This is a genomic window from Varibaculum cambriense (assembly GCF_032557235.1).
Lineage (GTDB): Bacteria > Actinomycetota > Actinomycetes > Actinomycetales > Actinomycetaceae > Varibaculum > Varibaculum cambriense_C.
On the sequence record NZ_JAWGMB010000006.1, the window covers coordinates 86,304 to 107,396 of the forward strand.

22 protein-coding genes are annotated in these 21,093 nt (G+C 52.5%); 11 read left to right on the forward strand and 11 right to left on the reverse strand.

The features are described from left to right. Position 1 precedes the first annotated feature (1 nt). The 3 genes from E6072_RS06105 (at position 2) to E6072_RS06115 (ending at position 1,788) form a co-directional block, all read left to right on the forward strand. Complete coding sequence (locus E6072_RS06105; RefSeq protein WP_278606035.1) at positions 2-283, forward strand: ATP/GTP-binding protein; 282 nt, start codon at positions 2-4, stop codon at positions 281-283. Positions 284-393: 110 nt separating this feature from the next. Further along, entirely contained in the window at positions 394-1,167 is a 774-nt protein-coding gene (locus E6072_RS06110) for an alpha/beta fold hydrolase (RefSeq protein WP_278606034.1), read from the forward strand. A gap of 207 nt (positions 1,168-1,374) precedes the next feature. After that, positions 1,375-1,788 carry an ACT domain-containing protein gene (locus E6072_RS06115; protein ID WP_278606033.1) on the forward strand — a complete coding sequence of 138 codons (414 nt, stop codon included), beginning with the start codon at positions 1,375-1,377 and terminating at the stop codon, positions 1,786-1,788. 21 nt (positions 1,789-1,809) lie between these two features. On the opposite strand, the gene E6072_RS06120 is transcribed toward E6072_RS06115, so the two are convergent. Further along, entirely contained in the window at positions 1,810-2,859 is a 1,050-nt protein-coding gene (locus tag E6072_RS06120) for a DNA adenine methylase (protein ID WP_316694461.1), read from the reverse strand. A 115-nt stretch (positions 2,860-2,974) separates the two neighbouring features. Here E6072_RS06120 and E6072_RS06125 point away from each other — a divergent pair, with 115 nt between their 5' ends. Next, positions 2,975-4,321, forward strand: coding sequence for a DUF4921 family protein (locus E6072_RS06125; protein ID WP_316694462.1), 1,347 nt, complete (start codon positions 2,975-2,977; stop codon positions 4,319-4,321). Between the two features lie 149 nt (positions 4,322-4,470). On the opposite strand, the gene E6072_RS06130 is transcribed toward E6072_RS06125, so the two are convergent. From E6072_RS06130 to E6072_RS06155, 6 genes are read right to left on the reverse strand one after another with little or no spacing between them, the layout of a single operon-like run. Beyond that, entirely contained in the window at positions 4,471-4,716 is a 246-nt protein-coding gene (locus E6072_RS06130; RefSeq protein WP_316694464.1) for a CsbD family protein, read from the reverse strand. Positions 4,717-4,735: 19 nt separating this feature from the next. Further along, the gene (locus E6072_RS06135; RefSeq protein ID WP_316694466.1) at positions 4,736-5,362 is read right to left on the reverse strand and encodes a hypothetical protein; all 627 of its coding nucleotides are present in this window, start codon (positions 5,360-5,362) and stop codon (positions 4,736-4,738) included. Continuing rightward, positions 5,359-5,955: a hypothetical protein gene (locus E6072_RS06140; protein ID WP_316694468.1), complete on the reverse strand. Its 597-nt coding sequence runs from the start codon at positions 5,953-5,955 to the stop codon at positions 5,359-5,361. The genes E6072_RS06135 and E6072_RS06140 overlap by 4 nt, the downstream gene beginning before the upstream one ends. Further along, positions 5,952-6,308, reverse strand: a complete 357-nt coding sequence (locus E6072_RS06145) for a hypothetical protein (RefSeq protein ID WP_316694470.1) — start codon at positions 6,306-6,308, stop codon at positions 5,952-5,954. Before E6072_RS06145 ends, E6072_RS06140 begins: the two co-directional genes overlap by 4 nt. Before the next feature lie 12 nt (positions 6,309-6,320). Further along, positions 6,321-6,515 carry a hypothetical protein gene (locus E6072_RS06150; protein ID WP_024059343.1) on the reverse strand — a complete coding sequence of 65 codons (195 nt, stop codon included), beginning with the start codon at positions 6,513-6,515 and terminating at the stop codon, positions 6,321-6,323. Between the two features lie 23 nt (positions 6,516-6,538). Continuing rightward, the gene (locus E6072_RS06155; RefSeq protein WP_316694472.1) at positions 6,539-7,033 is read right to left on the reverse strand and encodes an Asp23/Gls24 family envelope stress response protein; all 495 of its coding nucleotides are present in this window, start codon (positions 7,031-7,033) and stop codon (positions 6,539-6,541) included. Between the two features lie 175 nt (positions 7,034-7,208). Here E6072_RS06155 and E6072_RS06160 point away from each other — a divergent pair, with 175 nt between their 5' ends. Then, positions 7,209-8,249 carry a hypothetical protein gene (locus E6072_RS06160; protein ID WP_316694473.1) on the forward strand — a complete coding sequence of 347 codons (1,041 nt, stop codon included), beginning with the start codon at positions 7,209-7,211 and terminating at the stop codon, positions 8,247-8,249. Positions 8,250-8,263: 14 nt separating this feature from the next. Here E6072_RS06160 and E6072_RS06165 read toward each other — a convergent pair whose 3' ends face one another. Next, entirely contained in the window at positions 8,264-8,809 is a 546-nt protein-coding gene (locus tag E6072_RS06165) for a gamma-glutamylcyclotransferase family protein (RefSeq protein ID WP_316694476.1), read from the reverse strand. Between the two features lie 294 nt (positions 8,810-9,103). Here E6072_RS06165 and E6072_RS06170 point away from each other — a divergent pair, with 294 nt between their 5' ends. Continuing rightward, a complete protein-coding gene (locus E6072_RS06170; protein ID WP_316694477.1) occupies positions 9,104-9,547 on the forward strand; it encodes an Hsp20/alpha crystallin family protein in 444 nt (147 codons plus the stop codon). A 98-nt stretch (positions 9,548-9,645) separates the two neighbouring features. Here the strand turns inward: E6072_RS06170 and E6072_RS06175 are convergent, their stop codons facing one another. After that, positions 9,646-10,392, reverse strand: coding sequence for a hypothetical protein (locus E6072_RS06175; RefSeq protein ID WP_316694478.1), 747 nt, complete (start codon positions 10,390-10,392; stop codon positions 9,646-9,648). Between the two features lie 194 nt (positions 10,393-10,586). Between E6072_RS06175 and E6072_RS06180 the strand changes: the two genes are divergently transcribed. The 4 genes from E6072_RS06180 to pgi all read left to right on the forward strand — a co-directional run bounded on the left by E6072_RS06180 (position 10,587) and on the right by pgi (position 16,879). Next, positions 10,587-11,813: an NADP-dependent isocitrate dehydrogenase gene (locus tag E6072_RS06180; protein WP_316694480.1), complete on the forward strand. Its 1,227-nt coding sequence runs from the start codon at positions 10,587-10,589 to the stop codon at positions 11,811-11,813. 208 nt (positions 11,814-12,021) lie between these two features. Next, positions 12,022-12,864 carry a substrate-binding domain-containing protein gene (locus E6072_RS06185; RefSeq protein ID WP_316694481.1) on the forward strand — a complete coding sequence of 281 codons (843 nt, stop codon included), beginning with the start codon at positions 12,022-12,024 and terminating at the stop codon, positions 12,862-12,864. A 25-nt stretch (positions 12,865-12,889) separates the two neighbouring features. Then, positions 12,890-15,154, forward strand: coding sequence for a 6-phosphofructokinase (locus E6072_RS06190; RefSeq protein WP_316694482.1), 2,265 nt, complete (start codon positions 12,890-12,892; stop codon positions 15,152-15,154). 27 nt (positions 15,155-15,181) lie between these two features. Continuing rightward, positions 15,182-16,879 carry a glucose-6-phosphate isomerase gene (pgi, locus tag E6072_RS06195; protein WP_316694484.1) on the forward strand — a complete coding sequence of 566 codons (1,698 nt, stop codon included), beginning with the start codon at positions 15,182-15,184 and terminating at the stop codon, positions 16,877-16,879. 349 nt (positions 16,880-17,228) lie between these two features. On the opposite strand, the gene E6072_RS06200 is transcribed toward pgi, so the two are convergent. Both E6072_RS06200 and E6072_RS06205 read right to left on the reverse strand, forming a co-directional pair. Further along, the gene (locus tag E6072_RS06200; protein WP_316694486.1) at positions 17,229-18,077 is read right to left on the reverse strand and encodes an aldo/keto reductase; all 849 of its coding nucleotides are present in this window, start codon (positions 18,075-18,077) and stop codon (positions 17,229-17,231) included. 262 nt (positions 18,078-18,339) lie between these two features. Beyond that, positions 18,340-18,768, reverse strand: coding sequence for a GNAT family N-acetyltransferase (locus E6072_RS06205; protein ID WP_316694487.1), 429 nt, complete (start codon positions 18,766-18,768; stop codon positions 18,340-18,342). A gap of 403 nt (positions 18,769-19,171) precedes the next feature. On the opposite strand from E6072_RS06205, the gene dnaK reads away from it, so the two are divergent. Continuing rightward, positions 19,172-21,049, forward strand: a complete 1,878-nt coding sequence (gene dnaK, locus E6072_RS06210) for a molecular chaperone DnaK (protein WP_278609015.1) — start codon at positions 19,172-19,174, stop codon at positions 21,047-21,049. The last annotated feature ends 44 nt before the right edge of the window (positions 21,050-21,093 follow it).

The window sequence follows — 21,093 nt, forward strand, 5'->3', positions numbered from 1 at the left end:
AGTGGCTAGGCGCTCTCGTAAACGTCCCTGGGGGGAGCATCGGCCTTTAAGGATGGATTCTTTAGCTTCCATGCCGCGGGCAGTTTCCCGCCCGGACGGTGATTTCCAGGTGCAGTACCTGTCCCAGGCGCGTAAAACTTATTTGTGTCCCGGGTGTAACCAGGAGATTCAGATCGGCCAGGAACATGTGGTGGCTTGGCAAACTGACTCTATTTTTGGTACTCAAGCTGGTCTAGACCAGCGCCGACATTGGCATCGTTCGTGTTGGGAACGCGGTCTCTAGTATTTGCGACTTCGTGGGGCTCGCCAAAACCCTAAAACATAATTCCGCAACTATCATGCCAGTTTTCGCGGTCATCTTCTCCGAGCTGTGCGAAGATGGAGATTATGAACGTGGCTATTTTTACGCGGGATGCGCATAGAATGGCGGGCACCCCCGCAGTGGTTTTATTAGCAGCTTTTCCCTATGACCATCGAATGTGGGAAGGGGTTGCCCGTCGTTTTGAGGGAGTACCGGTAATAGCGATCGATCCTCCCGGGTTTGGCCGTTCCCCGGTTCCGCTAGACCCGCCCTCTTTAGAAATCTATGCCGATTATGTAGCCCAGGCAGTACGAGCAGAAGGTGCGGAAAAAGTACTGGTGTGCGGGAACTCTATGGGAGGGTACACCGCGCAGGCAATGATTGAGCGTCATCCTCGCTTAGTGGGCGGAGTGGTACTAGTGGGCACTAAGGCTGATATTGATACTGCGGCCGCGCGAGCTGCACGCACAGAAATGGCGGTCGGCGCCCTGGTGGGCAGGGCGCAAGAACAACTGGTAAAGTCCATTCCCACCATGTTAGCCAAAGAGACCCTCACGGATTTTCCCAAGATTCCCCAGCTGATGGAAAAATGGATTAACGAGGCACCCGGGGAGGCAATTTCTTGGGCGCAGCGTGCTTTGGCGGCGCGCCCCGGCCGTCTCGAGACGCTAGGACGGGCGCAGATTCCGGCCATGGTGGTTCGAGGGGAGCAAGATCAAAACTCCACTGCGGCCCAGGCGGAGGCGATGGCCAAGGCGCTCGGTACTCGGGTAGTCTCAGTGCCGCGGGCGGGACATTTGGTGCCGTTAGAGGCGCCCTCGGCGGTAGCGCGGGCAGTGATGAGTGTTTATCGGCGGATGTCCTGACTTCCGCCCGGGATGAGGGTCTTACGGGCAGAGTCGATCCCCGCTTTGCCAAGGCCTTATCAAGGCCGGATTTATAAGCCAGCACTCTAAAACAAGTTGCTGAACGCAGCCTGAAAGTTTTGGTATTTACCTGCTGCAACCGGTAAAAATCGACCGCAGAGTGAGACTAGAAAGCACGGGTAGGGCTTAGCCCCCTAACTTAAAACTATGAGTTCGTATTCTGACTTTGATCTAGCATTGTCTAAGCTTCATCCCCATATGTGTGGCAAGTATGTGTTCTTGTCGGAGCGGGATGGTCTGCCCGCGGGCTTAGAGCCGTTTGCACAGATAAAAGAAGAAGAAGGACTCACCCTAATCGTTCCCTTAGAACAGGCAAAAGCAGCAGGTCTGGACACGGGGAAAAAGATCTATCGTCGGATTACTTTGGATTGTGATGTCTCGCTAGAAGAAACGGGGCTGACTTTTACGGTTGCTTCCCAGCTGGCCAGCCAATCTATTCCCTGCAATGTTTTATCCGGACTGCACCATGACCACCTGATGGTACCGGCAGCGCGGGCGCAAGAGGCCATATCTTTGTTGCAGCAGCTCTCCCAGCAGGCTAAAGGCTGGCTCCAATACTAAAATCTCTAACTGTAGACTGATTTAAGAGGATAAGGCCGCGCTGATTTGAGACAGAATGGTAGGGTTGCCACCCACAAACACATTCTCAATATTTCGATCCGCGCCGGGCTTGCCCACTTTCTTTCCTTGCGGGTCATAGATTCCGATTTTTGCCCCCACATAGCGGCGCTGTGAAAACGAAAACTTTTTTACCTGGGCAAATCCAGCCTCTAGGATGGCGTTAACCATCTCGTCCTCGCCAATCCAAGCTTCGTCATTATAGGAAACCACTATGGTTTGGGCGCGTACCCGGCCAAGCAAGGAAAAGAAACTTTGCGCCATAGTGCGTTTGGAATTAAATACTGAACGGTGCTGATCACCGCGCGCATCGATCCTTTTGCGCGCCACGCCGTAGGCCTCCGGGGCATCCCAACGCACTAAGGTTTCCCAAATATGGTAGTTCGTGAAGTAACGATGCTGGTTATAGGGGGGATCGAGGTATGCGAGATCTACTTGGGGTACCTGGTCAACCAGTTTGAGGGCGTCTCCTTGTAAGGCCTGCCCCTTTCCCGGCAGCAGCTGCGGCAAACGCAGCTCCAATTGGTTATAGGAACGCGACGCCCACTTCTTCAGATACGCCATTTGGACTCCCGTGGTGGAATCTACGCGGTCGGCGGCCTCCATCAGAGAAGTTAATAATATCGGGAATAAGGGATCATCTTGCAGGTCAACCAGGTAATCTCGGCAAGCATCGATACGCCTTCCGTTATGGGGCTGAAAAAACCGGGCCTGGCGGCAAAAAGTTTCGGTGAAGTATCCCTCTTTACCTTTAAGGGCGCTCATTGCCTCTAAGTGCGTTGCCAAACCGGCAAGGTCAACGCTGTCCCCATCGGTTTCGATATAGGTGCGTGCCAATTGGTAACTATAGGAAGCAAGATCGCAGGCAGTGGTGAAGATCCCCCGGCGTTTAAACTCTTGGGCGACCCGAGTGGTACCGGAAAAAAGATCGAGAGCGCTCCGCGCGCCAGCAGCACTAGCAATGCTTCCTAAAGCTGGTACCAGCTTCCGTTTTGACCCCAGATATTTAATCAACTTACCTCCTTCCCCCTTCCGCTCACTATAAACCAGACCCCCCGCATTTAAAGCATCTGACTTACACGCGCTGGGAGTGGGCGAAAAAGTAGCAATAGGCAACTAGGGTGGAAGTATGGCAAAAGAGGAAGCAGCAGCCGCACGAGCATTAGTTAAACTGGCAGATGGAACCGTTAAGCAACGAAATCAGTTAACTGGAACCGAGGTGTGGACGGTACCGGGTCGGGGGCATCGCCCGCTTTCCAAGCCTCAAGTTAACCCCACTCCCATTAGCGCCAAGGATCATACTGCCAGTTGTGCCTTCTGCTCTGACCGCTATTTAGAAACCCCGCCCGAAAAATCTCGAATTGTCTTAGGTGATCCAGATCTGCCAGCAGATAAGACTACCACTTTCGGAAATTTCCAGATTGTAGAAGGGCTAGCGGCCGATCAGCTTAGTAAATACCCGGCCGATTTTCGCCGGATCCCGAATCTATTTGAGATCGTTTCCTATCAGTACTGGCATCTTAATCATGGCCATGAACCATCCGACAAAGAACGCCAGCACCTGGCGGAATACCTTTCTACCCCTACCGGCTATGACCATGTGTTGCGGGTAGTGCGAGCGAAGCTGCACCAATATGGGATGAATGACGAGGAAATAAATAGCCTCAGCGAACCCGAAATGTTGGGGCAAGCGAACTCGTTCTTCTCCGGTGGACATGATCTGATTGTGGCTAATCGGCATTTCGTTCCGGGAGCCACTAACTCCTCGCAGCTGGCTTCCGCGGGTACTCTGACTCCTGATGAGCATCATGCCTATATTGCCTTCACGGCGAAGGCACTGCGAGATCTGTACGATCTGGATCCTGCCGTCAAATATGTGGCGGCTTTTCAAAATTGGCTAAAACCGGCGGGTGCCAGTTTCGATCACCTACATAAGCAACTGGTAGCGATTGACGAATTCCCCGTTCAGACCACTCAGGAACGCGAACGGCTGCGCAAAGACCCCGATATTTACCACACCATTTTGAAGATTCGGGCTACTCGCGGGCTGATCTTGGCGCAAAACGAGGACGCAATTGCGATGGCGGGGGTGGGGCACCGTTATCCTACGATCGCGGTCTGGCCGCTCGGTAAGCCCTGTAATCCCTGGGACGCGGAAGAAAAGAAGACGCGGGCAGTTTCTGATATTTTGCACGCTATCCATGCTGCTACCGGCGCTGATGTACCTTGCAATGAAGAGTGGTATCACCGTCCGCTATCGGTTTCGACTCCCATGCGCTGGCGGATCTTACTGAAATGGCGAATTTCAACTTTGGCGGGTTTTGAGGGCGGTACCCGGATTTACCTAAACACGATTGATCCTTGGGGTATTTCCCGGCGAGTGGTTCCCCGGCTGAAAGAGCTGCGCGCAGCCGGTAAAATCGCCGATATGCGCATTGGTGAGGAAACCAAAGTTTTGCCCTCCCTACTGGATTAGCTAAGCATTAACGATAAACTGGCCGCTTGCGGGTTTCTAAACGGGGTTTATAAACGTAAACGCTAGGGGAGTGGGACATAAAAGGATCGGGAGGCGATTGCCTCCCGATCCTTTTATATAGCTATTTTAAAGCTTAGTTTTCTCTGGATTTACTTATCGCCAGAGAAACCTTCCTTGATTTTTTCGGCAGCAGCTTTTAGGTTAGCGCCGGCTTCTTCGGCCATGTCCTTGGCTTTATCGGAGAATTCAGAAACCTTATCTTTGATTTCTGCACCCACCTGGTCAGCTTTGCCTTCGGCTTCTACGTTCTTGTCTCCGCTAACTTTGCCGGCAGCTTCTTTTGCTTTGCCGCCCAAGTCCTCTGCAGAGTTCTTAATCTTGTCGTCCAGTCCCATGTTGTTCTCCTTTTATATTTTATGAATCTACGCGATCCGCAGATCCTAAATTGGTTCGCCAGTTCGTGGTTAGTTGCACCAGAATCGGCATTTTTATTCCTAACACTTGATCTAACTTCGTAATCGCTTGATCAATTTCTATCTTAACTGCGCGAGGGTTCGTTCCCTTGTAAACCGCGGCGGTTAGCGCCAGTCCTGGACGCTTTTTTACCTCCCATGAAGAGATTTTTAGAGAGGCAATGTCGCGACTACTAGCCACTTCACTCTCGATTATGTCCTGGATTAACCCTAATTCGGCAGTAGTCTCGCCCTCTTTGTCAGAATCCTTTCCGGCCTTATTTAAAGCCAGCGAGCGAATCTTGCCGCCACCTTGGGAAAACACCCAGACTATTAGCAATAGGATCACCAAGATTCCCAAGGCTAGGGCTCCTGCTTGAACCGCGGAAATCTCTCTGCCTTGCACCTGGAAGGTGGACTGTCTAGCCAGGGTGGTAAATGCGGACTCTATTTTTGAGCGGTAGCCAAGAAGGCGGCGGTGAATCGAGGTTGAGGTCGCAGCGGCGGTAATTGAAACTCCGGCGACAAGAAACAGCAAGCCAAAAATAAACAGTAAGATCCGATTCAAGGCTCGGGGTAGTTTTTTCACTTTTCGAGCCTCCCTTCGGTAGCGATCTTAACTGCTGATTTTAGCCGCGGCCTCAGCTGCCAGGAAGCTATTTCATCGCTTGCCACCTGTTGAATTTGGGCTTGGTCTAAGGGGCGCCCAGTACTAGGGATAATAGTACTTACCGAACGCCTTTTACTAACTGCGGTAGAGACGGTTCCTTGTGGCAGTCCCGCCTCTTCACGTACTAAACGAGAAATACCCGCGGCGACCACCGCGTCATCCACAACGTAGGCAACGCGTTCGTCACTTAGGGCATGTTTACTTAAAGTACCCGGCAGCACTGCTTTAGCTAGCAATAATATTCCGCAGAGGCTTAGCAGCACCCCTACGATAATCGCTAGGGGACGGTGACTATTACTCAAAGATGCAAATCCTTGCTCCCACATATCAGCCGGGTTTACCAGCAAGGGGTCTTTCCCAGCTAACGCCAGCACGCCCTCGGTAGCTAAAAACCCCAGAGCGGCAACTATGAGGATCGCTAAAATAACGCTGCTCAAAGCGCGCGAGGAATGGGTCTGCCGCCGGACCAGATAAGAGACGTAAGGACCGGATTTGCTGGATTGGTTACTCATTGCAGCTGCCTCCGTTCCTGATGCTTATAGATTCCAGTTAAACGCAGATTTACCCGTCCGACTTTTACTCCCGCGATCTGGCCAACGCGGGTAACGATGTCACGCCGCGCCGCGTCTGCCAAGGAAAACACGGAGGTATCAGAGGTGTTAACGATAGTATCTACGACTTGGGAGCTGAGGGGACAAGAAATATCTATGCCCAACAGTCCCTGGTCGTCACGAGTAGAAACTTTGATTCGCTCACCGGGGACACTGATTCGCTGCGAGGTAGCCGCCATCGCAATGGTTTGGATAGCGCGCGCAGACACCGTGGTGATTCCCGCAAGTTCGCTTGGTTCCTTATCGGAATTCATTACTCCTCCTTCTTAATCGGAGGTGGTAGTGTGCTTGCCGATTAGGGCTTCACCCACGCCTTTCAGATCTAGCTTTCCCGAAGCAGCCCTGCCTAATACCGCCCCGATGGCCATAAACAGGATGGCGACTAAGAAACCAAAGAATCCGTGAGCTACGGCCATATATGCCAGAAAAGCACCACAAAAAATACCAGCTATGGTGGTCATATTATTTTCCTTTCCGGTGACGGTTACTTCAGATCCTTTTTATCCTTCTTGTCTTCGTCTTCTTCATTGTCGTCATCGTCCGGTACGTGCACATCCGTAACCTTGATGTTTACTTCGGTAACTTCTAGTCCTACTAGTCCCTCGATAGCCGAGAAAATAGCTTCCCGGACTTTATCGGCTACTTCGTGTACCGGGTAGGGGTACTCCACAATCAGCACTACGTCCAGTGCCGTTTGAGTCTGCCCGATTTCTACCGAAATACCCTGGGTAATGCTTTCGGAGGCTCCGACTTTGGAACGCAAAGCCCCCAGGGCGCGGGCGGCGGAGTTGCCCAGATCGTACACTCCGGGGATCTCTTTTATGGCCAGACCAGCAACTTTGGCAACTACCTGGTCGGCAACGGTCGTTAGTCCCTGTCCCTGATCCTCGGCAACGTTATTTGCAGGGATTAGCTCTTTGGCTTCTTCAGTGGTGGGTACTACGGTCGGGGTCTTCTTATCTTGTTTGCTATTTGCCATTATTCCTATCCCTACTTGGTTGGTAACGTTATGCTTTCAACGGCCTATAACCAGCAATTTTTGTATTCCTGATCTTTAGTGACCTGCTTTCAGGATATCGGATGATGCTTCTCCAAGCCAGCGTTTATGTTAATTCAATGAGCATCTAAGCTGGTTTTCCCGGTAGGATCACCCTATGGCTAACCGACAAAATGAAGAAGGAACCGCTGAGCATAGCGATGATGCTGCAGATATCAGTTCCTTAAGTAAGGCTGACCTTTCACCCTCAGAGAAAGGTCAGAAAAATGCTACCCTCCCTGCTGCTAAGAAGGAGCATAGCTCGCAGCTAGATACCCCCGGTGAGGATGAGCAGACAGACAAGCAGGAACCGCCGGAGGAAACCGCTACGAGCGGAGAGGGCGACGCCGAGGATGATACGGACTGCCCGGGCGAGGATCTAGTTACCGAGGGCGAGGGTAGCGCTGACGAAGAGTTTCAGATTCCTGAAATTTTGCCGCTAGCTGGCGGCAGGGCAGCGAAAGATGAGGTAGATCCTGAAGTTGGCAGCGAAGGGAGTAAGCGGGTTTGGGGAAATCAGGTTGGCGGACACGTTGACCGCGAAGAGCTCGGGGACTCCAGTTCGGGTACTGCCTTTGATGTTGATCAGATTGCCCTGAAGAAGACCGGTCAAATTGAGAAAACTCATTCCCGTTCGCGCACCGTTATTTCCTGGACATTGGGGATAGTGGCAATAGTGGCCGCTATGGGGATTGCGCTGTACGCCAGTGGCGTTTGGCAAAAGATTTTTACTCCCGCGGGCGCCCCCTCTCCCCAGGAAGGAGCAAAAGCTTATTACGGGGCGCTGCTAGAAAAGGATGCGCAAACTATTTGTGCTTTAAGTTCTGAGGAGGCTCGGGGGCAATTGGTACAAGCGATTAGCCAAAAAACCGATGAAAATAGCCTCAAGCAGTGCACGCAGGCAGTTGAGAAAACCTTTGCACAGTCTGAGCAGTCGCCCTCGGTGAAGTTAGCAGATCTGAGGTTCTCCCCAGAAACTAAGGCAGATGCCGGCGGAGCAAAGGCGGTTTTGATTAAGGATAAGCAGGGCACTCCGCTGCAAATTATGGCGTGGCAAGAAGATGAGGGACGTTGGTTCCTGGCGGCGCAAAACTTACAGCAGCAAGTGATGATGAAGTATCAGCAATCCTTGGTTGCAGGGGGTACGGGCGCTAAGTAGTGGCCAGCTCGGCTTTAGCGGTCTAGCTCGTCCTCATCGTCGCTGAAACGCTCATCGATATTGGGGTCTTGCGTGTCTTCGAGGGCGGGGGAGAGCTCTTCCCATTCTTCCTCGTGGTTATCCCAATCTCCGCTGGGGGAGAGCACCAGTTCATCGCGATGGTCGCGGAAGGAGTCCGCAGTAGCCATATAAACATAGGCCTGCACTTCTTGGGTGGGACCTTCCCAGGTGCTGTCTTTGTCGGGGAATACCTCTACCCGCACGATTTGCCGGGTGTACATATTATTGGGGTCGCCTTCCCCTAGGTATCCTTCGTATTCGTCGAGTTCTTCTAGGGTTTCTTCAAATAAACGCTGTTCGATCAGGAGTACTTGCCCCACAATGCCGGTACCGCCGATGGAGCGGATCGCCATCGGATAGGACGCCCCAATATATAGGGAGGCTTCCCGCAGATAGGCCGGGCCGAATTCGGTCACCACGGCTTTCAGACTGGAGCCAAAGCCGCGAGAACCGAGTTTCAAGGTGCCGTAGACAAATAAAGGTAGGTATCGCGTGCTCATATTCCTATTTTCTCAGTAACGACTGGTTTTAGGGCGTCTTTGGGGCGGCGTTTTGGGTTACTGTCACTGGCGGTTGCGGATAGTAATACATATTGGCTGTTCAACGGGAAAATCGGGGAATAGGGGGAGGGCTTTGGGGGAGATAATTAAAAGTTGAGTCTATTAGACTTAACTTTTCGCCTTCAGAATAATTGGCTAGCACTAGGGTATGGAGAGTGCCAGAATGGGATCCGTGAGGCCGAGAGAATCTCGGTAAGAAGATTTCCCGCCACTTCGCGGGGGTAAGGAGTAATCATGGTTCGCAGGTATGATCCCTTCCGTCAGATGGAAGCGATTTTTGATGACGCGATGCGCCAAGGGCCTTCCCGGGCAGCTATGCCTTTGGATCTGTATCGTGATGGAGAAAAGTTTATTGCCCTTTTCGATTTGCCGGGGGTGGATCCGGCCAGCGTAGACATCGATATCGAGGATCGCACTCTCACTATTCGTGCCGAGCGCAAATCCCCCGAAATCACCGGTGCCCAGTGGCTGACTCATGAGCGTCCCTTCGGTACTTTCGCTCGCCAGCTCACCTTGGGTAATGGAGTGGCTCTTGACCAAGTTGAGGCCGAGTATGTGGACGGGGTGCTCAAGCTGGTTATCCCGGTGGCAGAGGAAGCTAAGCCTCGCAAGATTGCGGTGCAGCGTGGCTCTCGCCAGATCGAGGGCAATGCCGAGACTCTTAATGGCGCCGACTAAGCGCAGGTGGTAGTATCTTTTGGGCGGGGACGCAGATTTCGAGCGTCCCCGCCCTTAAGTTTTTCTCTATAGCCGTTGGTGGCTTCCAGAAGTCTTAGCTAGTTATCTGTGCTTTTTGTTTGAACGTTGATTTGCCTCGCAAAGTCTATGATCTGACTGGCCACGGTTACCGGATCGAATAGTTGCAGGTGATGGCGGGAAGAATCGGCGCGCACCAAGCGGGCATCGATCGCGCGAGCAAAGGAAGTCAGTCCCTGCCAGGTGTTGCTATTGCGGTGGTGGGCAGCAGAAATCACCAATTGAGGGAGCTGACGATCCAGTAAATCAATCTCTTGGAGATCTTGCCAAGCCAAGTAAAAGGAAGGTTGCTCGCGGGCGGCTCCGCGGTAAATCCAGGCGAGGATCTTTTGCTCCAGCTTTTGATAGAGAGGACTGGCGCCCTCGTTGTTTCCCTCGAAAGAGGGGTCTATCTGTACGATTCCAACTGGCTGCACCCGGGAGGAAGTGGGGGACTTTAATATTTGTGCCGCCCAAACTCGTACCAGCATTGCCCCATAGGAGTGCCCCACCAGTACCATGGGTAGTGGATGTTCAAAAGTGGCGCCCAGGTGGCGAGCAATTTCTTCTCCGCCCGCTCTCATCTCCGCCACTAGGCTTTGCCAAGTCACTTCCGCCCCCTCTTCGGGGTGCAAAATCGGGGAGCGGGTTGAGCGAGCGCAGTAAAAAGCACGGCTAAGAATCGGGAAAGTCAGGTTCCAGCTACGCATAGACCCGCCCAGTCCGGCCTCTAGCCAGATAAGTGGCCGAGGCCTGGAAACAGGGGTTTTGCCAATCTGAATCTGCATATAGCTAATTTAAGGTACGAAGCTACCGCGTGAGTAGGATTTACCATCACGCAGAATCTTGCGGGGGAACAATGTTTGAGGCGGATAACCGCAGACTTCGCCTCTCCGGTCACACCGCCAGCCATTGCTAATTTATCTCGATATCGAGTAAAGTTAAGACCAAGGACTTAAAACTACTAGCTTTGGAGTTATTCATGGCAAAGATCAAAGTAGCCGGCCCAGTCGTTGAACTAGACGGCGATGAAATGACCCGCATTATTTGGCAAAAAATCCGTAACGAACTAATCCTTCCCTATCTGGATGTGGATCTTCGTTACTACGACCTCAGCGTAGAGAACCGAGATGCCACCGGAGACCAGGTCACGATTGATGCCGCCAATGCGATTAAAGAACACGGCGTCGGGGTTAAATGTGCAACTATCACCCCGGATGAGGCGCGGGTGGAAGAGTTTGGGCTCAAGAAAATGTGGAAATCGCCCAATGGTACTATCCGCAACATTCTCGGCGGGGTTATTTTCCGCGAACCCATTATTATGAGCAATGTGCCGCGCCTGGTGGGTGGATGGACAAAGCCGATTGTGGTTGCCCGACACGCCTTCGGTGACCAATACAAGGCCACTGATTTCAAAATCCCCGGTGCCGGGAGCCTAACCATTACCTTCCAACCGAAAGATGGATCCGAGCCTATAGAACATACCATTGTTGAATACCCCGAAGGTGGGGGAGTTGCCATGGGTATGTACAACTTCAATGACTCCATCAAAGATTTCGCTCGCGCTTGTTTCCGTTATGGCCTGCTGCGGGGATACCCGGTTTACCTGTCTACCAAGAATACGATTTTGAAGGCCTATGACGGGCAGTTTAAGGATATTTTCGCCGACGTCTATGACGGCGAATTCAAAGAGCAATACGAGGAAGCCGGCCTGCACTATGAACACCGCTTGATTGATGACATGGTGGCTTCTTCCCTTAAATGGGAAGGCGGATATATTTGGGCCTGTAAGAACTATGACGGTGATGTGCAATCCGATACCGTAGCGCAAGGTTTCGGTTCCCTAGGGCTGATGACTTCGGTACTCATGACTCCCGATGGGCGCACTGTCGAGGCCGAAGCAGCACACGGTACGGTAACTCGACACTATCGCCGTTGGCAGCGGGGAGAAAAAACCTCCACCAACCCGATTGCCTCTATCTATGCATGGACCCGCGGTCTGGCTCATCGCGGCAATCTAGACAATACTCCCGAGGTTTCTCACTTCGCGCAGACCTTAGAGGATGTAATTGTCTCTACTGTTGAAGGCGGGCAAATGACCAAAGACCTAGCTCGCCTGATCGATGAGGACCATCCCTGGTTGGATACCGATGGCTTCATGAATGTGTTGGTTGAGAACCTGGCTAAGCGTCTAGAACAAGATGCCTAACCTAAAACCCGGCTGACCTAAAGGTTTTAACAGGTGACTCGAACCTGGAAATCTCAGATCCGGTCGGTCTATTCGGGGGCGGACGCGAAGAAGAAGCGTCCGCCCCGACCTTTTTCGTCTGGTCGATACCAAGAAATAGGCTAGTATTGAGTAGTGAGTTAGATGCTCAGTAACCTAGCAGAATTGGCGTCGACAGAAGGGGGTCACAGTGGCGAAGAATGCTAAGACACAAGCGAAGCGTTTTCTGTTCGTGAGCCCTCCGATGCCGTATGATTCTCCGTTACTTAGCATGGCGATACGCACCGCCTTTGAAACCGCCAAGATGGGATTTGACTTAATCCCTGTCCAGATAGAGACCGATAAGCTCGATGTTGATGCTTTGGCGGACAGTGCAAAGCTAATTGGCCCGATTTTGCCACTGGTTCCCTTTAGTAAAGAGCAAAATAAACAGTTGCAAAGCCTGGGAGTACAGGTCGAGCCAGCAATTTTTGCTACTGACTCTCCGGCGTATCCGGTGGTGGCAGCGCTATATGGTGCCTCCGGACGGGCGATGGCATCCCGAATGGTCTCCTCAGGTCATCGCAACTTGGTGTACCTGTGTTCCTCTGACCCCTTGCTAGAAAACCTAAACCAGTTACGATATGCCGGAGTGCTGCAAGGGTGTATTTTCGGAGGTTGTCCCACGCCCACTATGCTGACTACCGAATACAATTCTCCCAATCTTTCCGGAGAGTTAGTGCAGCTGTTTTCAAAGAATCCCGGGGTTGACGGGTTTATTTGCCATAACGATTTCCTGGCGATGGAGGTTATCCAGGCGCTTAGGATGTGTGGACGCATGGTTCCCAATGATTGTGCCGTTATCGGGGTAGGTAATGCCCCCGAAGGTCAACTCTTCAACCCGCCACTTACCTCTATCGATTTTAATCCCGAAGTAAGCGGGCAGCTTTACGCCCAGGCGCTCGGCAAATTCTTATCTGGCGAAAAGATCACTGCCCCAGATCCGAAAGAAGTTGACAAAATGATGACGCTGGTTGCCAGGGGAAGCGCCTAGGTACCAGCCTTCCAGAGGAGGAATAATGGGTCACTCCACGCAAGCCGAACCGAAGCGTTTAGGAGTCTTAACCTCGGGTGGGGATGCCCAGGGGATGAATGCTGCGGTACGGGCGGTCGTGCGGACCGCTTTAAAAATGGGTGCGCAGCCCTATGCGATCCTTGAAGGTTGGCAGGGAGCTGTTACCGGCGGTGAGATGATCAAACCGATGGGATGGTCAGATGTATCTAGTGTGCTCAATAAGGGGGGCACAGTCATTGGGACTGCCCGCTGTAAAGAGTTTCGCGAACGTTCTGGACTGCGCAAAGCCGCTAAAAACCTGGTTTTAAACGGTATAGATCGCCTGATTTCTATTGGGGGAGACGGCTCGCTAGCGGGTACTAACGAGTTTCAAGAAGAATGGCCTAGCCTCCTAGAAGAACTGGTGCAATTAGGGGAACTAACCCCCGAACAGGTAGCTGGACATGAAAAGTTGCGGGTAGCCGGCCTGGTTGGTTCTATCGACAATGATTTAGTTGGCTTTGATATGACCATAGGCACCGATTCTGCCCTCCAGCGGATCCTGGCGGCTTTGGATGAACTTTCCTCTACCGCGGCCTCCCACCGCCGCACTTTCGTAGTAGAAGTTATGGGACGACATTGCGGATACCTACCGCTGATGAGTGCGGTTGCCCGGGGTTGCGACTATGTATTCATCCCCGAAGCTCCTCCTGAACAAGGGTGGCAGAAAATCCTGACGAAAAAACTGGAAGCTGGACGCAAGGCAGGCAGGCGCGAATCCATCGTGTTGGTGGCCGAAGGCGCTATCGATCATCAAGGTAATCCTATTACTGCAAACGATGTGTGCGATGCCCTCGAGCAAGAAACCGGAGAGCGTCCGCATCTGACTATCTTGGGGCATGTACAGCGCGGGGGCACGCCCTCAGCCTATGATCGGTGGATGCCCACTGCCCTGGGGTATGCGGCAGTGTATGAAGTGCTAAACCAAGACCAAGATTCCGAGCCGGTTATCATTGGGGCTCGTAATAACCGGGTTGCCCGCTTGCCTTTGATGAAAGCAGTAAACGATACTCGTGCGGTTGCCAAGTTTACGAAAGCTCAAGAATACGAAAAGGCAGTTAAGGCGCGAGGACGTTCATTCAGCGAAATGCTGGCCATTAATGAAGTAATGTCTACTCCGCCCCAGCAAGACGAACTACCCGATAATGCCCGGCGGGTAGCCATTATGCACGTAGGCGGACTTGCTCCCGGAATGAATACCGCTGCTCGAGCCGCAGTGCGTCAAGGCATAGACTGTGGGTTTGAAATGCTGGGAATCTACGGTTCCTTTGAAGGGCTCATGTCTGGAAAGGTTAAGCAGCTAGCTTGGGAAGATGTTGAAGGCTGGGGCTTTGATGGAGGAGCGGAACTTGGGACTTTGCGCCCCATTCCTCGGGTAGAAGAATACTACGCAATAGGGCGAGCTCTGGAAGAGCAGCGCATTGACGCCCTAATCGTAATCGGTGGCTACAACGCCTACCTGTCGATCAATCAGATGCGGCAGGAAACCTCCCGCTACCCGGCGTTTAATATTCCGATGATTTGCATTCCGGCATCAATCGACAATAACTTGCCGGGATCTGAGCTTTCTATCGGCGCAGATTCTGCCCTCAATAATGCGGTCTGGGCGTTAGATCGTATCCGAGAATCTGCGGCAGCTTCTCGGCGTTGTTTCGTAGCTGATGCGATGGGGCGGCACTGCGGATACCTATCCTTAATGTCCGGTATCGCCGCGGGGGCGGAGTTAGTCTACCTTGATGAATTCCCATATGACCTGCAAGATCTAGCGAACGATGTGAAAATGATGCGGGATTCTTTCCGTGACGGTCGCCGCCTGTGCCTGGTACTACATAATGAAGAGGCCGGAGGCAGATATGATCGAGAATTCATAGCCTCCGTGTTTGCCCAAGAATCGCAAGGGATGTTCGATGTACGCCACTCGGCTCTGGGGCACTTGCAGCAAGGGGGAGAGCCTTCGCCCTTTGACCGCATCTTAGCTACTCGCCTGGTGCGGGCAGCGATTCAGGAGCTCAGCGAGCAATTCGCGCAAAATCGCAGCGAGCCCTTGGGGGTGGGGCTGTCAGCAGAGGGGATTGAGTCTTTCCCGCTGCTGCAAATGCAGCAAAAGGTTGATCCCGAGGTGCGTCGCCCCCTCAGCCAATGGTGGTTGCCACTGGTTGATATTATCTCGGTCGTTTCCCGTGATGAATGGGATATTGCAGTCCGACCATTGCCGATAACCGACCTATAACCTATACCAATTCGAACAGGAGAAAACATGGGCGCTCCGATTGACCCCAGTACTACCCAGGCGTGGCAAGAGTTAACTAATCTTGCCGAATCGTTCCAACCGGATCTTGCCGGTTGGTTTGAACAACAACCAGACCGCGCCGAACAGCTTAGTTTTACCGCCGCGAATTTGCGGGTTGACTTGTCAAAGAACTTGGTAACCGCTCCCATATTGGAGGCACTGGCACGCCTGGCGGCACAAACCAAAGTCGAGGCTCATCGTGATGCCATGTTCGCAGGGGAACATATTAATACCACCGAGGATCGTGCGGTACTCCATACCGCGCTGCGGCGTCCTGGGAAAGAGAAACTCGAAGTTGATGGGCAGGACGTTAGCGCCGATGTAGCCGCCGTTTTAGAGCGGGTTTATGCTTTTGCGGAAAAAGTGCGCAGTGGAGCCTGGCTCGGAATTACTGGAAAACCCATCACTACCGTGGTGAATATCGGAATCGGAGGTTCGGATTTAGGGCCGGCGATGGCCTACGAAGCGTTGCTTCCCTATGTTAAAACCGGACTTGAATGCCGCTTCGTATCCAATATTGATCCTACGGATCTATGCGAAAAAGTGAAGGACTTGGATCCCGAAACCACCTTGTTTATCGTGGCCTCCAAGACTTTCACCACTTTGGAAACCCTCACCAATGCCCGCGGTGCCCGCAGTTGGCTATTAGACCAGCTGGCTGCACGCGGAATCTGGGAAGGCAAAGATAGTGGATCGCAGCCTACTGATGAGGATTCCCGGCAGGCAGTGTCCAAGCATTTCGTGGCAGTGTCTACTAACCTGGAGGCGGTAGCCGAATTTGGTATTGATCCAGATAACGCCTTTGGTTTTTGGAATTGGGTAGGAGGACGTTACTCGGTAGATTCCGCAGTTGGCACCGCCCTGGCTGTCGCGATCGGTAAAGAAGGATTCTCCGATTTTCTATCCGGTATGTACGCGATGGACGAGCATTTCCGGACGGCTCCGCTCAGCGAGAATGTTCCGATTCTGATGGGACTCATCAACGTGTGGTACCGCAACTTCTTGCACGCTCCTACCCACGCGGTCTTGCCCTATTCGCAATATCTGCACCGGTTCCCGGCCTACCTCCAGCAACTAACTATGGAATCCAATGGTAAGGCCGTCCGCTGGGATGGGGCAGCGGTAACCTATGATACTGGCGAAATCTTCTGGGGAGAGCCCGGCACTAACGGGCAACATGCTTTTTACCAGCTGATTCACCAGGGCACCCAAATGATTCCCGCCGATTTTATCGCTTTCGCCAACCCCACCTGGCCGCTCAAAGATGGAGACAATGATCAGCACGAGCTATTCCTAGGTAATTTCTTTGCCCAAACCCAGGCGCTAGCTTTCGGTAAAACCGCTGATCAGGTACGTGCCGAAGGTACTGCGGAACCTATCGTCCCTGCCCGGGTATTCCCCGGAAACAAGCCGTCTACCTCGATCATGGCGCCGCGGCTAACACCGGCGGTACTGGGACAGCTGATCGCCCTCTATGAACACATCACCTTTACCCAAGGGGTAGTGTGGGGGATTAACAGTTTCGACCAGTGGGGCGTAGAACTGGGTAAACAGCTTGCCAAGGCGCTCACTCCGGCAATCGCCGGTGATAAAGAGGTCTTGGAACAACAAGATCCTTCTACTAAAGCCCTGATCAACTACTACCACGCCAATCGCGAAAACTAGCCTGTATTAACGCGGGGGCTAGATTTTTCCTCCCGCCCAAGATTTCGGGGAAAGACTTCGGTCTTTCCCCGAAATCTTATGCCCACCGCACCTACTCGGATAAAATCTAACCCCCGCCCACTGCTGGGATTGAATAACCCCTAAGCTGCGTTAGTAATCGTGGTTGGCGTGGTAAAAGATGCGAGAGGGCGACTTGAGCCGAGCGCAGCAAGGCTCACCAGAGCCCCGAGCGCTTTTACCGCACCAACCGTAAGAGCTTGCCTCTGCGGTAATACTCGCATTTACCACCGCACCAAGCTATTCCCGGGTTTTGACAGTAATTGCTGCTTGTCGCTGCAGATACGGAGGGTTAGAGGCGATCCATGGTGTCGGGGTGGGAACCGGAGCGTCCCGCCTCGCCCTTATCTAAAGAATCCAGATCGGCTTTAGCCTGGTCATCTAGTTGGAAATCAAAAATATCCAGGTTTTCTTTAATCCGGTCGGGGTGAACCGACTTGGGGAAGAGGACGTCTCCGCGTTCAATACCCCAACGCAGTACTATCTGGGCAGGCGTTTTCCCGAGGCGCTTGGCTGCCGCCAGTACTTTTTCTTCCCCTAAAACATTGCCGCGAGCTAGTGGCGACCAGGCTTCGGTCACGATCTGGTGCTGACTATGGAAAGCCCGCAGCTCGTTATTGGCAAACTGGGGGTGAATCTCTACCTGGTTGACAGCCGGGGTTACTCCCGTCTCCGCGATCAAACGCTCCAAGTGGTTGATCTGGAAGTTAGAAACCCCCACAGTACGGGCGGTCTTATCGAACTGGAACTCCAGTAGAGTGCGCCAGGTCTGCACGAAATCTCCACCGTAGAGAGTGGGAAGCGGCCAGTGAATCAAAAATAGATCCACATAGTCGGTGCGTAGATCTTCCAGGCTCTGTCGGAAAGACTTCCGGGCGTCTTCGGGCAGATGCTTGTCGTTATTGAGCTTGGTGGTCAAGAAAATTTCGTCGCGGGGAATCCCGGACTCTTCAATAGCACGTCCCACTTCTGCTTCATTGTGATACATCTGCGCGGTATCGATATGGCGAATGCCGAGATCTAAAGCGTATTTAACTGCATCTACGCAATCTTCCGGGGCAATTTTGTAAGTTCCAAAACCAAATTGCGGAATCTGATATCCGGTGGAAAGTCCTACGCTGGGAATGGACAGGACACTCATGTAATCGTTCCTTATTTCTCGACTGCTTTTGCCCCTATTGTTACCTGATCCCTACTCTCTTTGGGCAACATTGCTAGCTAACTCACGCTTTACGCCGTGGTGGCTTTGGGGAAAAACCAAAATAAAATGGGTTTATCAGCAAATATGGTTACCAAACTTGTTAATGTGTTTTATCTTGCATCGCAGGGTAAACTTTGCCGGCGTACTCACGGCTTTGAGTTTTAGTAGCTATATGTTTGTGCAGATACAAGGGGAGACTAAACTATCCCGCGTAACGGTAAACGTTGGTTTCGCGTTGTTTAAATCCGCAGCGCCGATATAGCCGGTTGGCGGCTTCGCGCGAGGGGCGGGAGGTGAGATCCACCGTTTTAGCTCCGACCTTTTTGGCGTGGCGCACTGCTGCCTCTACTAGTTTTTGCCCCGCTCCCTGACCGCGGGCAGCTGAATCTACCACCACGTCCTCGATCCAGGCCCGCTTACCGGTAGGGATTTTGAAGGTTGCTAAGGAGAGCATCCCTAAGATTTCTCCCTCTTCGGAGCGAAAGAGCAACAGGTAAACCCCCTCTTGGACGCAGAATTCTTTTATCTGCTGAGGGCTTAGCTGCTTGGCAGACTGGGAAAGCTGGGGGAGGAGCCGAGAAAATGCCTCTACGAGTTCGTCACTAAACTCTTCAACCAGTTCTACTGCCATGATTTCTCCTTTACTGTGCGGAAGGCTCCTACCTAGAAAAGATATACGCTCCCAGCGCAATTTGGGAAGTAACTTGACCTTAGCGGGCTAAGTTATGGGAAATCTTTTTCCATAACCGGTTTTGTTCAGGGTAAAATCCCAGTTCGCGCGCACTTTTAAAGGCTGTTCTTAAAAATGTTTAGAAATAGGGGAATAAAAACTGCCTGTTTAAAGTTGAGTTAATTAGACTCAAGTTTTGAAGGTTTAGCTTGATACTTCGTCAGTATTTGGTAACCTTGAGTGCGTAAGGCTCAAGGTTTATGGAATCTGATCGGAAGGCGCCAAGACTGACAGTATCGGGCATCAGCCGTCAGAACCTAGAGCTAGTAAGACCAACTAGATACATTCTTAGGAAGGAAAATTCATGGCACGTGCAGTAGGTATTGACTTGGGTACCACCAACTCCGCGATTGCGGTTCTAGAAGGTGGGCAACCCACTATTGTCGCCAATGCGGAAGGTCAGCGCACCACCCCCTCGGTGGTGGCATTCTCTAAGGCCGGGGAAGTTCTGGTGGGCGAAGTTGCCAAACGGCAGGCGGTAACTAACGTAGATCGCACCATCGCCTCCGTGAAGCGTCATATGGGAGACAGCTCCTGGAAAGTAAAAATTGACGACAAAGAATACAACCCCCAGCAGATTAGCGCTTTCATTTTGGGCAAGCTGAAGAAAGATGCTGAAGAGTACTTAGGGGACTCGGTACAGGACGCGGTAATCACCGTGCCGGCCTACTTCAACGATGCGCAGCGTCAGGCCACCAAAGACGCCGGTAAAATTGCGGGACTAAACGTACTGCGTCTGGTAAACGAGCCCACCGCCGCCGCTCTAGCATACGGGTTGGAAAAGAGTGAAAAAGACGAATCCATCCTGGTGTTCGACCTTGGTGGTGGTACTTTCGACGTTTCCCTGCTGGAAGTCATGAAAGATGAGGACGGCTTTTCCACTATCGAAGTGCGTGCGACCAACGGTGATAACCGCCTCGGTGGTGACGACTGGGATCAGCGGATCGTGGATTGGCTAATCGGTACGGTGAAAACTAATACCGGGGTGGATCTGTCAAACGACAAGATCGCGATTCAGCGCCTGCGTGATGCCGCCGAGCAAGCCAAGAAGGAACTATCTTCGGCGACCTCTACTCAGATTTCTTTGCAGTACCTGTCGATGGCCGAGTCTGGTCCGGTACACCTAGATGAACGCCTCACTCGCGCTCACTTCGAAGAAATGACCCAGGATCTGCTAGAACGCACCCGCAAGCCCTTCGAGCAGGTAATCGCGGATGCCAAGATCCACGTATCTGATATTGACCACGTGGTGCTGGTGGGTGGCTCTACCCGGATGCCGGCAGTAGCCGAGATGGTAAAGACCTTGACCGGTGGGAAAGAAGCCAATAAGTCGGTTAACCCCGATGAAGTGGTAGCCACTGGTGCCGCTCTGCAAACTGGTATTATTCAGGGAGATCGCAGTGACGTCCTCCTAATTGACGTGACTCCCTTGTCGCTAGGAATCGAAACCAAGGGTGGGGTAATGACTACCCTGATTAAACGCAATAGCGCGATTCCCACCAAGCATTCGGAAATCTTCTCCACTGCGGAAGATAACCAGGATTCGGTGCTAATCCAGGTATTCCAAGGGGAACGTACCTTTACTCGCGATAACAAATCACTGGGCACCTTCCAACTGACTGGGATTCTACCGGCACCGATGGGGGTTCCCCGGATCGAAGTTACTTTCGATATCGACACCAACGGGATTGTGCACGTATCGGCGAAAGACCAAAACACCAATAAGGAACAGTCCATGACTATTTCTGGGGGGTCGGCGCTTTCGAAAGAAGAGATCGACCGCATGGTTAAAGAGGCCGAAGCGCACGCAGAAGAGGACGAGAAACGGCGTGAAGAAGCCGATTTGCGTAACTCGGCGGAACAGACGGTTTACTCAATCGAGAAACTGCTAAAAGATAACGCCGAGAAGCTGCCCGAGGAAATCGCTAAAGAGGTGCGGGAAGCATCCGACAAGGTTAAGCAGGCTTTGGAGGGCGAAGATATCGAGGCCGTGAAGGCAGCGATGGAAGAGCTGAACACCAAGTCGCAGAAGATCGGGGAAACCCTCTATGCGCAGACCCAGGCAGAAGCCGCACAAAGCCAGGCAGAATCTGGAGCTTCCGGTGCTGAGGATGCTGGCGCTGGGGCAGAAGATGACGTAATCGATGCGGAAGTAGTCGACGAAGAGGACGAAAACAAGTAACTGTTTCGTCTCAAACTGTCTGGGGCGCTCGCGAAAGCGGGCGC

Coding starts and splice junctions, on each gene's coding strand:
- E6072_RS06115 (WP_278606033.1), top strand. CDS start 1,375: ATGAGTTCGTATTCTGACTTTGATCTAGCATTGTCTAAGCTTCATCCC.
- E6072_RS06180 (WP_316694480.1), top strand. CDS start 10,587: ATGGCAAAGATCAAAGTAGCCGGCCCAGTCGTTGAACTAGACGGCGAT.
- E6072_RS06200 (WP_316694486.1), bottom strand. CDS start 18,077: ATGAGTGTCCTGTCCATTCCCAGCGTAGGACTTTCCACCGGATATCAG.
- E6072_RS06190 (WP_316694482.1), top strand. CDS start 12,890: ATGGGTCACTCCACGCAAGCCGAACCGAAGCGTTTAGGAGTCTTAACC.
- E6072_RS06130 (WP_316694464.1), bottom strand. CDS start 4,716: ATGGGACTGGACGACAAGATTAAGAACTCTGCAGAGGACTTGGGCGGC.
- E6072_RS06145 (WP_316694470.1), bottom strand. CDS start 6,308: ATGAATTCCGATAAGGAACCAAGCGAACTTGCGGGAATCACCACGGTG.
- E6072_RS06175 (WP_316694478.1), bottom strand. CDS start 10,392: ATGCAGATTCAGATTGGCAAAACCCCTGTTTCCAGGCCTCGGCCACTT.
- E6072_RS06170 (WP_316694477.1), top strand. CDS start 9,104: ATGGTTCGCAGGTATGATCCCTTCCGTCAGATGGAAGCGATTTTTGAT.
- E6072_RS06155 (WP_316694472.1), bottom strand. CDS start 7,033: ATGGCAAATAGCAAACAAGATAAGAAGACCCCGACCGTAGTACCCACC.
- E6072_RS06165 (WP_316694476.1), bottom strand. CDS start 8,809: ATGAGCACGCGATACCTACCTTTATTTGTCTACGGCACCTTGAAACTC.
- dnaK (WP_278609015.1), top strand. CDS start 19,172: ATGGCACGTGCAGTAGGTATTGACTTGGGTACCACCAACTCCGCGATT.
- E6072_RS06125 (WP_316694462.1), top strand. CDS start 2,975: ATGGCAAAAGAGGAAGCAGCAGCCGCACGAGCATTAGTTAAACTGGCA.
- E6072_RS06140 (WP_316694468.1), bottom strand. CDS start 5,955: ATGAGTAACCAATCCAGCAAATCCGGTCCTTACGTCTCTTATCTGGTC.
- E6072_RS06205 (WP_316694487.1), bottom strand. CDS start 18,768: ATGGCAGTAGAACTGGTTGAAGAGTTTAGTGACGAACTCGTAGAGGCA.
- pgi (WP_316694484.1), top strand. CDS start 15,182: ATGGGCGCTCCGATTGACCCCAGTACTACCCAGGCGTGGCAAGAGTTA.
- E6072_RS06160 (WP_316694473.1), top strand. CDS start 7,209: ATGGCTAACCGACAAAATGAAGAAGGAACCGCTGAGCATAGCGATGAT.
- E6072_RS06150 (WP_024059343.1), bottom strand. CDS start 6,515: ATGACCACCATAGCTGGTATTTTTTGTGGTGCTTTTCTGGCATATATG.